Annotated in this window: 10 protein-coding genes; 9 read left to right on the top strand and 1 reads right to left on the bottom strand. The window is 70.3% G+C overall.

Annotated features, from left to right (window positions below):
• Positions 1-63: 63 nt before the first annotated feature.
• The gene (locus tag SHK17_RS12570; protein ID WP_322425381.1) at positions 64-1,341 is read right to left on the bottom strand and encodes a DUF349 domain-containing protein; all 1,278 of its coding nucleotides are present in this window, start codon (positions 1,339-1,341) and stop codon (positions 64-66) included.
• 107 nt (positions 1,342-1,448) lie between these two features.
• On the opposite strand from SHK17_RS12570, the gene SHK17_RS12565 reads away from it, so the two are divergent.
• The 9 genes from SHK17_RS12565 (at position 1,449) to SHK17_RS12525 (ending at position 13,464) form a co-directional block, all read left to right on the top strand.
• Positions 1,449-2,135 carry an MBL fold metallo-hydrolase gene (locus tag SHK17_RS12565; protein ID WP_172274475.1) on the top strand — a complete coding sequence of 229 codons (687 nt, stop codon included), beginning with the start codon at positions 1,449-1,451 and terminating at the stop codon, positions 2,133-2,135.
• Complete coding sequence (hisS, locus tag SHK17_RS12560) at positions 2,132-3,523, top strand: histidine--tRNA ligase (protein ID WP_172274478.1); 1,392 nt, start codon at positions 2,132-2,134, stop codon at positions 3,521-3,523. Before SHK17_RS12565 ends, hisS begins: the two co-directional genes overlap by 4 nt.
• On the top strand, positions 3,520-5,325 hold the full coding sequence (aspS, locus tag SHK17_RS12555; RefSeq protein ID WP_322919423.1) for an aspartate--tRNA ligase: 1,806 nt from the start codon (positions 3,520-3,522) through the stop codon (positions 5,323-5,325). The genes hisS and aspS overlap by 4 nt, the downstream gene beginning before the upstream one ends.
• Before the next feature lie 175 nt (positions 5,326-5,500).
• Positions 5,501-6,535, top strand: coding sequence for an ABC transporter permease (locus SHK17_RS12550; RefSeq protein ID WP_172274483.1), 1,035 nt, complete (start codon positions 5,501-5,503; stop codon positions 6,533-6,535).
• A 77-nt stretch (positions 6,536-6,612) separates the two neighbouring features.
• Complete coding sequence (locus SHK17_RS12545; RefSeq protein ID WP_172274485.1) at positions 6,613-8,388, top strand: ABC transporter substrate-binding protein; 1,776 nt, start codon at positions 6,613-6,615, stop codon at positions 8,386-8,388.
• Positions 8,389-8,569: 181 nt separating this feature from the next.
• Positions 8,570-9,580, top strand: coding sequence for an ABC transporter permease (locus SHK17_RS12540; protein ID WP_172274487.1), 1,011 nt, complete (start codon positions 8,570-8,572; stop codon positions 9,578-9,580).
• Between the two features lie 11 nt (positions 9,581-9,591).
• Positions 9,592-10,680 carry an ABC transporter ATP-binding protein gene (locus SHK17_RS12535; protein ID WP_322919421.1) on the top strand — a complete coding sequence of 363 codons (1,089 nt, stop codon included), beginning with the start codon at positions 9,592-9,594 and terminating at the stop codon, positions 10,678-10,680.
• The gene (locus SHK17_RS12530) at positions 10,677-12,008 is read left to right on the top strand and encodes an ABC transporter ATP-binding protein (protein WP_322919419.1); all 1,332 of its coding nucleotides are present in this window, start codon (positions 10,677-10,679) and stop codon (positions 12,006-12,008) included. Before SHK17_RS12535 ends, SHK17_RS12530 begins: the two co-directional genes overlap by 4 nt.
• Positions 12,009-12,060: 52 nt before the next feature.
• Positions 12,061-13,464, top strand: coding sequence for a replication-associated recombination protein A (locus tag SHK17_RS12525; RefSeq protein ID WP_322919417.1), 1,404 nt, complete (start codon positions 12,061-12,063; stop codon positions 13,462-13,464).
• Positions 13,465-13,477: the final 13 nt, after the last annotated feature.

Below are 13,477 nucleotides of genomic sequence, written 5' to 3'. Positions count from 1 at the left end.
GCTCGCCGCGTCCTCAGGGGCGGCGAGCACGGCGAGCGGAGCGAGCCAAATCAAGCACAGCCCTCACCCGAACTCGGCCGCCGCCTTCTTCGCCATCTCGAGGAACGCCTGCTTGTTGCCCAGCTCGGACTCGAGGTCCTTGACGCGCCGGTCGTCGCCGGCGGCGGTGGCCTTGTCGAGCTTGGCCTGGGTCTCGGCGATGCCGGCCTCGAGCTTGCTGATCATGTCGTCGGCGCGGGCGGACTTCTCCGGGTCGCTGCGGCTCCACTGCTCGTCCTCGACCGCACGGATGGCCTGCTCGACCTTCCGCATCCGGCCCTCGAGCTCCTTCATCCGGTCGCGGGGCACCTTGCCGGCGGCGTCCCAGCGGTCGGCGAGGTCGCGGAAGGCCTTCTTGGCGGCCTCGAAGTCCGCGCCGCCGCGCTGGGCCTGGGGCACGAGCGCCTCGGCCTCGACGATGATCTGGTCCTTGACCTCGGCGTTGGCGGCGAACTCCTGGTCGAGGGCGGCGTTGGCCGCGTCGCGGGCACCGAAGAAGGTGTCCTGCGCTCCCCGGAAGCGCTGCCAGAGCTGGTCGTCGATCTCGCGGGGCGCCGGGCCGGCGGCCTTCCACTCGCGCATCAGGTCGCGGTAGCGACCGGCGGTCGGTCCCCAGTCCGTCGAGGTGGCGAGCGCCTCGGCCTCCTTGGCGAGCCGCTCCTTGACCACGCGGGCGGAGTCGCGACGCTCGTGCTCCTCGGCGAAGTGCGCCTTGCGGTGGCGGGTGTACGTCGTGCGCGCGGTGGAGAAGCGCCGCCACAGGGCGTCGTCGGTGGCACGGTCGAGCCGGGGCAGCTCCTTCCACGTGGCGAGCAGCTCGCGCAGGCGGTTGGCGCCGTTGCGCCAGTCGGTGCCCTCGGCGAGGCGCTCGGCCTCGGCGACCAGCGTCTCCTTCTGGGCCTTGGACTCGGCGCTCTTCTGGGCGCGCTCCTCCTTGCGGGCGGCGCGCTGGGCGGCGATGACGGGGGCGAGGGCGTCGAGCCGCGCGGCCAGGGAGACCAGGTCGCCCACGGCGTGCGCGTCCACGACCTGCTCGCGCAGCGCCTTGATGGAGGAGGTGGCCTCCTCGGGGGCGAGCCGGCCGGACGCCACGCGCTGCTCCAGCAGGTGGACCTTGCCCTCCAGCTCCTCGAAGCGCTTGGTGAAGAAGTCCAGTGCCTCGGCCGGTGTGCCGGCCTCGTAGGACCCGACGGATCGCTCCCCGTCGGCGGTGCGGACGTAGACGGTGCCGTCCTCGGCCACCCGTCCCCAGGTGGTCTCACCCGGGGCCGAGTCGTCTCGGGACTGCTTGTCGGCGCTCATGGTCGCCCATCGTAGTCATGGCGGGGAGCGGCCTCGGTAGGCTTCCCGCCGGAGCACGACACCTCGCGCTGCCCGACGAGCCGCACGACAAGCAAGGACTGACGCCTGTGTTCATCGCTGGCTTCCCCGCCGGACCCTGGGGGACCAACTGCTACGTCGTGGCGACGGGACCCGGCGCCGAGTGCGTCGTGGTCGACCCGGGCAAGGACTCCGCCGAGGGGGTCGCGCAGGTGGTCCGCGAGCACCGGCTCAAGCCGGTCAGCGTGCTCGTCACCCACGGCCACGTCGACCACATGTGGTGCGTCGCTCCCGTCGCCGGCACCTACGACGCGACGGCGTGGATCCACCCCGCGGACCGGCACCTGCTCTCGGACCCGATGGCCGGGATGAGCCCGGAGACCACCGCGATGCTGCTCGGCGGCGACTACTCGTGGGCCGAGCCCGACGACGTACGCGAGCTGGCGGACCTCGCCGAGCTCGAGCTCGCCGGGATGAGGTTCGTCGTGGACCACACGCCGGGCCACACCGAGGGCTCGGTGACCTTCCGCTCGCCCTACGCGCAGCAGGACGTCTCCGAGGTGATGTTCTCCGGCGACCTGCTGTTCGCCGGCTCCATCGGGCGCACCGACCTGCCCGGCGGCGACCACGCCGCCATGCTGCGCAGCCTCGCCGAGAAGGTGCTGCCCCTGGCCGACGACGTCGTCGTGCTGCCCGGTCACGGCGAGCAGACCTCGATCGGCCGCGAACGCGCCACCAACCCCTTCCTCCACGACCTCAGCCAGGACCCCCGATGAGCAAGATCAGCCCGCTGAGCGGGTTCCCCGAGCTGCTGCCCGCGCAGCGCACCGTCGAGCGGGAGGTCGTGGCGTCGCTGTCGCGCACCTTCGAGCTGCACGGCTTCGCCAACATCGAGACCCGGGCCGTCGAGCCGGTCGAGCGGCTGGCGAAGGGCGGCGAGATCGACAAGGAGATCTACGTCCTCCAGCGCATCTCCGCCGAGCCCGACACCAGGGCCGAGCTGGGCCTCCACTTCGACCTCACCGTGCCGTTCGCGCGCTACGTCCTCGAGCACGCCGGCCACCTCGAGCTGCCGTTCCGGCGCTACCAGGTGCAGCCGGTCTGGCGCGGCGAGCGCCCGCAGGAGGGGCGCTACCGGCAGTTCACCCAGGCCGACGTCGACATCGTCGGCCGCGACGAGCTGCCGTTCCACCACGACGTCGAGGTGATGTCGGTGATGGTCGACGCCCTCGGCCGGCTGCCGATCCCGCGCGTGTCGTTCCAGTTCAACAACCGCAAGCTGATCCAGGGCTTCTACCGCGGCCTCGGCATCGACGACGTCACCGACGCGATCCGGGTGATCGACAAGCTCGATAAGCTCCCCGCCGACGAGGTCGCGCGGATGCTCGTCGAGCGGGTCGGTGCCACGCCGGAGCAGGCGCGGCAGTGCCTCGAGCTGGCCACCATCCGGGTCGCCGACACGTCCTTCGTCGACCGCGTCCGGGCGCTCGGGGTCACCGACGAGCTGCTCGAGGAGGGCCTGGCCGAGCTCGCGGCGGTCGTCGAGGGCTGCAGTGCCGTCGCCGGCGACCGCGTCGCGGTCGAGGCCAACCTGCGCATCGCGCGCGGCCTCGACTACTACACCGGCACGGTCGTGGAGATCTTCATGGAGGGCTACGAGCGCCTGAAGTCCGTCGGCGGGGGAGGGCGCTACGACGCCCTGGCCAGCGACGGGCGTACGACGTACCCCGGCGTCGGGGTCTCCTTCGGCGTCTCCCGGACGCTGGTCCCGCTCATCGCCGACGGCGTGCTGTCCGGGAGCCGGCCGGTGCCCAGCGCGGTGCTCGTCGCGCTCAACACCGAGGACGACCGCGCCGCGAGCACCCGGGTGGCCGCCGGGCTGCGGGCGCGCGAAATCGCTTGCGAGGTGGCCCCCTCACCAGCCAAGTTCGGCAAGCAGATCCGCTTCGCCGAGCGGCGCGGCATCCCCTACGTCTGGTTCGTCCAGGCCGACGGCCGCCACCAGGTCAAGGACATCCGCAGCGGCGAGCAGGTCGAGGCCGATCCGTGGACCTGGACCCCGCCGGCGGCCGACCTGCGACCCAGCATCACCAGCACGGTCATGACGACCGGCACCACCGCCAGCACCACCACCAGCACCAGTGACACCGAGGAGAACCAGTGATCCGCACCCATGAGGCCGGCGCCCTGACGCAGCCCGCGCACGTCGGCCAGACCGTCACGCTCGCCGGGTGGGTGGCGCGGCGACGCGACCACGGCGGGGTGGCGTTCATCGACCTGCGCGACGCATCCGGCGTCGTCCAGGTCGTGATCAGGGACCCCGAGGTCGCGCACCCGCTCCGCAGCGAGTTCTGCCTGAAGGTGACGGGGGAGGTGGTCGAGCGCAGCGAGGGCAACGTGAACCCGCAGCTCCCGACCGGGCACTACGAGGTCGTCGCGGCCGAGGTCGAGGTGCTGTCCACCTCCGACCCGCTGCCCTTCCCCATCGACGACGCGTCGGGCCACAAGGGCGGAGAGGTCGGCGAGGAGGCGCGCCTGCGGCACCGCTACCTCGACCTGCGCCGCTCCGGGCCCAACGCCGCCCTGCGGCTGCGCAGCAAGATCAACAAGGCGGCTCGCGACGTCCTGGACGCGCGCGACTTCGTCGAGGTCGAGACGCCGACGCTGACCCGCTCCACGCCCGAGGGTGCGCGCGACTTCCTGGTGCCGGCGCGGCTCGCGCCCGGCAGCTGGTACGCCCTGCCGCAGAGCCCGCAGCTGTTCAAGCAGCTGCTCATGGTCGGCGGCATGGAGCGCTACTACCAGATCGCGCGCTGCTACCGCGACGAGGACTTCCGCGCAGACCGCCAGCCCGAGTTCACCCAGCTCGACATCGAGATGAGCTTCGTGGACCAGGAGGACGTCATCACGCTGATGGAGGACGTCCTGGAGGCGATGTGGGCCCAGGCCGGCCACACGATCGAGCGGCCGCTGCCGCGGATGACGTACGCCGAGGCGATGGCGCGCTACGGCTCCGACAAGCCGGACCTCCGGATGGGCCTCGAGCTCGTCGACTGCACCGAGTACTTCGCGGACACGCCGTTCCGCGTCTTCTCCCCGGCGAACGCCGCCTACGTCGGTGCCGTGGTCATGCCCGGCGGCGGCAGCCAGCCGCGCCGCCAGTTCGACGCGTGGCAGGACTGGGCCAAGCAGCGCGGTGCCAAGGGCCTGGCCTACGTCACCGTGGCCGAGGACGGCGAGCTCGGCGGCCCGGTCGCCAAGAACCTGTCCGAGGCCGAGCGCGAGGGCCTCGTGGCCCACGTCGGCGCCCAGCCGGGCGACTGCGTCTTCTTCGCCGCGGGAGCGATCAAGAGCAGCCGCGCGCTCCTGGGGGCCGCCCGTCTTGAGATCGGCCGCCGCGGCGGGATGCTCGACGACTCGACGTTCGCCTTCACCTGGGTGGTCGACGCGCCGCTGTTCGAGCCGAGCTCCGAGGCGGTGGCCAGTGGCGACGTGGCCGTCGGCGCCGGCGCCTGGACGGCCGTGCACCACGCCTTCACCAGCCCCAAGGCCGAGTTCCTCGACACCTTCGACACCGACCCGGGCAGCGCGCTGGCCTACGCCTACGACATCGTCTGCAACGGCAACGAGCTCGGCGGCGGGTCCATCCGTATCCACCGTGGCGACATCCAGAAGCGCGTCTTCGCGGTGATGGGACTGGGGGAGGAGGAGGCGCAGGAGAAGTTCGGCTTCCTCCTCGACGCCTTCAAGTTCGGTGCACCTCCGCACGGCGGCATCGCGGTCGGGATGGACCGCATCGTGGCCCTCCTCGCGGGCACCGACTCGATCCGCGACGTGATCGCGTTCCCCAAGTCCGGTGGCGGCTACGACCCCCTCACGGCGGCGCCTGCACCCATCACGGCGGAGCAGCGCAAGGAAGCCGGCGTGGACGCCGCGCCCGCGAAGGACGTCCCGCTCGAGGGCTGATCACCCGCAGGTTTGCCGGGCTGCAGGGCAACTGGAAGGTCAACGCGTCGTAACGGGATCGTTACGCGCCAGTGATCGTCCATGCGGCACGGGTCACATAGAGTCCCGTCTCGGCGCGGGCCTCGGGTGACCCCCGGACGCGCGCCGGGACAGTCCCGAAGCAGATGGGGAGAGCATGTCGGCAGGAACCGCAGGGCCGGAGACGCTGGGCTCGCTGAGCAGCGAGCCGCAGCCGCAGGATCCCAACAGCCACGAAGCCAAGGAGATCGCCGGCAAGTCGCCGATGCGGATCGCCCTGGGCCGACTGGCCCGCGACAAGATCGCGGTGGTGTGCGCGATCGTCGTGCTGTTCTTCATCATCTGCGCGGTGTTCGCCGGTCCGATCTGCAGCCTGTTCGGCGTGAGCCTCGAGACGCCGCTGGCCAGCGAGCGGGTCGACGGCCTCAACAACGGCCTCCCCAAGCCGGAGATGGGCCCGCCCAACGGCCCCTTCACGTGGGACCACCCCATGGGCGTGGCCCCGCTCACCGGCCAGGACAACCTCGCCTACTGGCTCTACGGGTGCCGGGTCTCGCTGATGATCGCGACGATCGCGGCCGTGGTGGCCTCGTTCGTCGGCATCGTGATCGGCCTGCTGAGCGGGTTCCTCGGCGGGGCGACCGACAAGGTCCTGTCGTTCTTCATCGACATGTTCCTCACCATCCCGTTCCTGCTGGCCGCGCTGACCCTGGCGCCGATCCTCAACGACCGGTTCAACACCTCCGACAACTACGCGACCGTCCAGAAGGTCAGCCTGGTGATCGTGCTGTCGATCTTCGGGTGGATGGGCACGGCCCGGCTGATCCGCGGCGAGGTCCTCTCGCTGCGTGAGCGCGAGTTCGTCCAGGCCGCCCGGGTGATGGGGATGCCCACCTCGCGCATCCTGTTCAAGGAGCTGCTGCCCAACCTGGCGGCGCCGATCATCATCAGCATCTCGCTGATGCTGCCGGCCTTCGTGGCCCTCGAGGCAGGGCTGGCGTTCCTCGGCATCGGCGTCACCGACGGCGTGTCGTGGGGCCAGATGATCCTCGACGCCGCGTCCCCGGTCTACTTCCGTGACTACCCGCAGTACCTGTGGCAGCCGATGATCGGCGTCGTCGCCCTGGTGCTCTCCCTCAACCTCCTGGGTGACGCGATCCGCGACGCCCTCGACCCCAAGACCCGGCGCTGAGGCACACCTCGGCCCAGGTCATGCACGTCGCCGGAGACGCCGTCCTCGGTGAGAACAAAAAGGAAAGGCTGGACAGCATGAAGCGGAACAAGCCGCTCGCGCTCGTCGCTGGAGCCGCTCTTCTGACCCTCGCTGCCTGTGGCGGCGGTTCGTCGGACGACGGTGGCAGTGGCGACGGAGGCACGGACCGGGAGTTCGGTGGACAGGAGGGTGGCACCAAGGACGCTGAGCGTCAGGGCCCCGCTCCCGAGGTCGAGGGTGCGGCTGCCGGTGGCACCATCACCGTCTACCTCCCCGGTGAGCCGGGACCCGACACCCTCGACCCCACCGGTGGTTGGTCGGTGGCGGGCAACTCGATCCAGCAGGCGCTCACGAGCCGCTCGCTGACCCAGTACGCCCGTGACGAGCAGGGCCAGCCCGTCCTGGTCCCCGACCTCGCCACCGACCTCGGCACGCCCAACGAGGACTTCACGGAGTGGACCTTCACCATCCGTGAGGACGCCACGTGGGAGGACGGCAAGCCCGTCACGCCCGAAGAGGTCGCGTTCGGCATCTGCCGCTCGCTCGACGCCACGGCGTTCCCGTCCGGTCCCGGCACCGAGTACTCGAAGACCTACTTCGCCGGCGCCGACGAGTACGAGGGCCCCTACACCGCGAAGGACCCCAACTGCGAGCAGTGGGACGGCATCGAGGTCAGCGGCCAGGACATCATCATCAAGATGTCCACCCCGTTCCCCGACATGGACTACTGGGGCGCCTTCATGGCCATGGGCCCGGCCCCGCTCGGCAACGCCTCCAAGCCGCCGAACTACGGTCAGAAGCCGCTGTCCAACGGCCCCTACAAGGTCGACAGCTACAAGCCCAACGAGGAGCTGGTCCTGGTCAAGAACGACCAGTGGTCCGCTGACTCCGACCCGGCCCGTCACCAGTACGCCGACGAGTTCGTGTTCAAGTTCAACCAGGACCAGGCCAAGGTCGACGAGATCATGCTCTCGGACAACTCCGACAGCCAGACCGCCGTCGCCACCTCGCTCGGCTCGGGCAACTACAACGACGCCAACGGCCAGCTCGGTGACCGCCTCGTGCAGCAGACGTCGCAGTGCGTCTCGACGCTGACGCCCGACTACGAGAAGATCCCCGAGATCGAGGTCCGCAAGGCCCTTGCCTACGCCTACCCCTACGAGGACGTGTGGATCGCGGGCGGTGAGGTTCCGGGCGTGACCCGCACCTACGCCAACTCGGTCATGCCTCCCGGCATGGCGGGCAAGAAGGAGTTCCAGGTCGACGGGGAGCAGATCAAGTACGACCCCGAGAAGTCCAAGGAGCTGCTGGCCGAGGCCGGCTACGGCGACAAGCCCTACGAGATCACCATGGTCTACTACGAGGTCGACCCGCTGGCCAAGGACGCCCAGGACCAGATCACCAAGGGCTTCGAGGCCGGTGGCTTCTCCGTCAAGGCCATCCCGGTCCAGGAGTCGCCCTACAACATCTGGCTCGACCCCGACAACAAGGTCAACAAGCAGCTCAACCTCCGTGGCGTGAACTGGTGCTCGGACTGGCCGTCGGGCGCCACCATGGTCCCGTCGCTGCTCAAGACCGGCGCCGTCTACAACACCGCCTACTTCTCCGAGCCGGCGATCGACGAGGAGATGGAAGCGGTCAGCACGCTGCCGCAGGAGGACCAGCCCGCTGCCTGGGGCGACCTGGACGAGAAGATCATGACGGAGTACTTCCCGATCATCCCGACCGCGTTCCGCAACGACCTGTTCGTCTTCGGCACCAAGATCGGCAACCCGACGGGCGATGGCTCGATCGGTGCGCCGAACTACAAGGACCTGTTCGTGATGCAGTGATCCTCGGTGCCCCGCTCCACGGGGGCACCACCCAGCACCACCAGCACCAACCCAGCATGATGTAGCAACCACTGACGGGTGGGGGCCTCCGAACCGGGGGCCCCCACTCGCCAGCCCGGGCCCGGTAGGCTGTCTGCCTCGGGGGCCCGACTCATCCACCACCCCCGGAGAGTGACCTGCGATGTTCGCGTATGTCGTGAAGCGGCTGATCTCGGGAGTCCTCGTCGTGACGCTGGTCTCGATGGCGATCTTCCTGCTGTTCTGGTACGGACCGTCGAGTCCTGCGCAGCCGATCTGTGACCGCGAGACCAGCAACCGCTGCACCAGCGAGCGGCTCGACGTCTACGAGGAGACCCTGGGCTACAACAACCCGGTCTACGAGGAGTACGGCAAGTTCGCCGCCGGCGTCTTCGTGGGCCGGACCCTGACGATCGCCTCCAACGAGTACGAGTGCGCCGCGCCCTGCCTGGGCGTCAGCTTCCGCACCAAGCAGCCGGTCAAGGAGGAGCTGGTCGCGCGCATGCCCGCGACCTTCTCCGTGGCCATCGGCGGTGCGTTCCTCTACCTGCTCTTCGGCGTCCCCATCGGCGTGGCAGCGGCCCGGCGCCGCGGCACCGTGGCCGACAAGGCCCTCGTCTCGAGCTTCCTGTTCATCAGCTCGATCCCCTACTACCTCTTCGCCCTGCTGACCTGGCTCTACCTCACGATCAGGTTCGAGATCCCGCTGTTCAGCGACACGGGCTACTTCTCACCGATCACCGACGGGCCGTGGGCCTGGTTCAGCGGGCTCTTCCTGGCCTGGATCGCGCTCGGCATCTTCGGGTGCACCCAGTACACCCGGTTCACCCGCGGCGCGATGGTCGAGGCGCTGTCCGAGGACTACATCCGCACGGCGAAGTCCAAGGGCCTGCCGGCACGCACGATCGTCTACAAGCACGGCCTGCGCGCCGCCCTGGTGCCGGTCGTGACGATCTTCGGCATCGACTTCGGCACCCTGCTCGCCGGCACGATCTTCACCGAACGGATCTTCGAGATCCAGGGCATCGGCTGGTGGAGCCTCGAGGCCGTTCAAGGCAGGGACCTCCCGGTGGTGATGGCGACCGCGCTGTTCAGCGCGGTGGTCCTCATCATCGCCAACCTGCTCGTGGACATCATCTACAGCGTGCTCGACCCGAGGGTGAGGCTTTCGTGACCAGCGTTCCCATGACCCAGTCGTCCGCGGCCGAGACGTCGACCGGCGAGGGGCCCTACCTCGAGGTCGAGGACCTCAAGGTGACCTTCCCGACCGAGGACGGGCCGGTGACCGCCGTCAGCGGCCTGACCTACTCGGTGGAGAAGGGCAAGACCCTCGGCATCGTCGGCGAGTCCGGCTCGGGTAAGTCCGTCTCGAGCATGGCCGTGATGGGCCTGCACGACGCCAAGTCGGCGCAGATCTCCGGGTCCATCCGCGTCGGGGGCACCGAGGTCGTCGGCCTCGGCGAGTCCAAGATGCGTGCCCTGCGCGGCAACTCGATGGCCATGATCTTCCAGGACGCCCTCGCGGCGCTGCACCCGTTCTACAAGATCGGCAAGCAGCTCGAGGAGGCCTACCTGGTGCACCACTCGAGCGCGTCGAAGCGCGACGCCCGCCGGAAGGCCATCGAGATGCTCGACCGCGTCGGCATCCCGCAGCCCGACCGGCGCGTGGACGACTACCCCCACCAGTTCTCCGGCGGCATGCGCCAGCGGGCGATGATCGCCATGGGCCTCATCAACGACCCGTCGCTGCTCATCGCCGACGAGCCCACGACCGCGCTCGACGTGACCGTCCAGGCCCAGATCCTCGACCTGCTGCAGGACCTGCAGCGCGAGTTCAACTCGGCCGTCATCATCATCACCCACGACCTCGGCGTCATCGCCGAGATGGCCGACGACGTCCTGGTGATGTACGCGGGTCGCTGCGTCGAGTTCGGCACGACCAAGCAGATCCTGACGACGCCGGAGATGCCCTACACGTGGGGCCTGCTCTCCAGCGTCCCGGACGTGCTCGCCTCCACCGACGCGCGCCTGATCCCCATCCCGGGCAACCCGCCGAGCCTGCTGCGGCCGCCGACCGGTTGCTCCTTCCACCCGCGGTGCGTGCACTCCGACAAGGTCCCCGGCGACCTGTGCCGCACCCAGCTCCCCGAGCTGTTGCCGGCCAGCTCGGGCACGGCCCATCTCAAGCGCTGCCACCTCGCCGACCCGACCGCGGTCTACCGTTCAGAGGTGCTGCCCGAGATCGCCCCCGACCTCGTCGAGGAGACCCGATGACCCAGGACCCCAACGCCGAGGCTCGGATCGCTCCGACCGAGGTCGGCGCCAACGCCGCCGAGACCGGCGACCGCCAGCTGGCCCCCGACGCGAGCGACGCCTACGGCACGCACGAGGTGGGGATCGAGAACCTCGACTTCGCCACGGTGGCCGAGCACGGGCACACCGCGGCCGAGCTCGACCCCGACGCCCCGGCCGTGCTGACGGTCGACAACCTGAAGATGTACTTCCCGGTGAGGTCCTCGGGCCTGGTGCGCCGCACCATCGGTCACGTGCAGGCCGTCGACGGGATCTCGTTCGAGGTGCCTAAGGGCGGCTCGCTCGGCCTGGTCGGCGAGTCCGGCTGCGGCAAGTCGACGACCGGCCGGCTGATCACGCGGCTCTACAAGCCCACCGGCGGCTCGATGATGTTCGGCGGGCACGACCTGGCCAAGGTCTCCAACAAGGAGATGAAGCCGCTGCGCCGCGACGTGCAGATGATCTTCCAGGACCCCTACACCTCCCTGAACCCGCGCCACACCGTCGGCACGATCGTCGGCGCCCCGCTCGAGGTGCACAACGTCGTGCCGAAGAACAAGGTGCTCCCGCGCGTGCAGGAGCTGCTGGAGATCGTCGGCCTCAACCCCGAGCACTACAACCGCTACCCCAACGAGTTCTCCGGCGGCCAGCGCCAGCGCATCGGCATCGCCCGCGCGCTCACGCTCAACCCGAAGGTGCTCGTCGCCGACGAGCCGGTCTCGGCGCTCGACGTGTCGATCCAGGCGCAGGTCGTCAACCTGCTCCAGGACATCCAGACCGAGTTCGACGTGGCGTTCCTCTTCATCGCCCACGACCTCGCGATCGTGCGCCACTTCTGCCCCGAGATCGCCGTGATGTACCTCGGCAAGATCGTGGAGATCGGTGACCGCGAGACGATCTACGGCAAGCCGCACCACCCCTACACGCAGGCCCTGCTCTCCGCGGTGCCCGACGTGAAGCAGGCGGCGGTCGGCGGGCGGCGCGAGCGCATCCGCCTCGAGGGCGACGTCCCGAGCCCGATCAACCCGCCGTCGGGCTGCCGGTTCCGCACCCGCTGCCAGTTCGCGCAGGAGATCTGCGCGAAGGTCGAGCCGCCGCTGCTCCAGATCGGCAAGCGGCACAAGGTCGCCTGCCACTTCGCCGGCGAGCTCGGCGCCCACCCGGCCACGCCGGTGACGACCGAGCTGCTCGGGGTCGACGACCAGGGCACCCCGGTGCCCGGCGCCACGCCCACCAACACGCAGCTGACCATCCCGGGCTACGAGAAGACCTGGTTCGACCTGCGCACCAAGCAGACGACCGGCGTCTGACCGGACCGAGGCGGGTCGGCCGCGGCCGGCGCCGCGGGGGATACTCACCGACGTGGACGGCTTGTTCGAGATACCGGGCGCGGGACACCCCGCGCCCGGATCGGTGTCGGGATCCGGGTCGGGGACGCCCAGCGCCGGGTCGCTGGGCACCAACACGCATGCCTCGGCGCCGCTGGCGGTGCGGATGCGGCCGCGCACGATCGACGAGCTCGTCGGCCAGCAGCAGCTGCGGGCCGCCGGGTCGCCGCTGCGCCGGCTGATCGAGGGCGACCAGTCGATGTCGCTGCTGCTGTGGGGACCCCCGGGCACGGGCAAGACGACCATCGCCGCGATCGTCAGCCAGCAGACCCGGCGCCGGTTCGTCGAGGTGTCCGCCGTCGCGGCGGGCGTCAAGGAGGTCCGGGCCGCGATCGACGGCGCCCGCGCCGAGCTCGCCCGCGGCGGGCAGGAGACGGTGCTGTTCGTCGACGAGGTGCACCGCTTCACCAAGGCGCAGCAGGACGCGCTGCTGCCGGGGGTCGAGAACCGCTGGGTGACCCTCATCGCGGCCACCACGGAGAACCCGTTCTTCTCGGTGATCAGCCCGTTGCTCTCGCGCAGCCTGCTGCTGCGGCTCCAGTCGCTCACCGACGACGACGTGGCCGAGGTGATCGACCAGGCGCTCACCGACGAGCGCGGGCTGGCGGGGGAGACGGACCTCGACGAGGAGGCCCGCGCGCACCTCGTACGCCTCGCCGGAGGCGACGCACGCCGCGCACTGACCTACCTGGAGGCGGCGGCGGGCGCCGCGGCCAGCAACGGCCTCGACACCATCGACCTGGCCACCGCCGAGACCGCGGTCGACCAGGCGGCCGTGCGCTACGACCGGCAGGGTGACCAGCACTACGACGTCATCTCGGCCTTCATCAAGTCGATCCGCGGCTCCGACGCCGACGCCGCGCTGCACTACCTCGCCCGGATGATCGAGGCGGGGGAGGACCCGCGCTTCATCGCCCGCCGGCTGGTCGTCAGCGCCAGCGAGGACATCGGCCTGGCCGACCCGACCGCGCTGACCACCGCGGTCGCCGCCGCCCAGGCGGTGCAGCTCATCGGCCTGCCGGAGGCGCGCCTCAACCTGGCCCAGGCGACCATCGCCCTGGCCGTCGCCCCCAAGTCCAACTCAGTCATCACCGCGATCGACGCCGCGCAGGCCGACGTGCGCGCGGGAAAGATCGGCGCCGTCCCGCCGCACCTGCGCGACGGCCACTACGCCGGCGCGGCCAAGCTCGGGCACAACAGCGGTGCCCCGAAGCCGTACGTCTACAGCCACGACGCGCCCTACGGCATCGCCGAGCAGCAATATGCGCCCGACGAGCTGCAGGACGCCGAGTACTACAAGCCCACCGCGCTGGGCGCGGAGGCCGGCATCAGGGAGCGGTGGGAGCGCGTACGACGCATCGTCCGCGGCCGCGGCTGAGCCTTATAGGGTG

It is taken from the genome of Nocardioides renjunii, from assembly GCF_034661175.1.
In the GTDB taxonomy this organism is placed as follows: domain Bacteria; phylum Actinomycetota; class Actinomycetes; order Propionibacteriales; family Nocardioidaceae; genus Nocardioides; species Nocardioides renjunii.
Note: the sequence above shows the minus strand (reverse complement) of the source record. Positions and strands in the feature narration are given on the sequence as shown.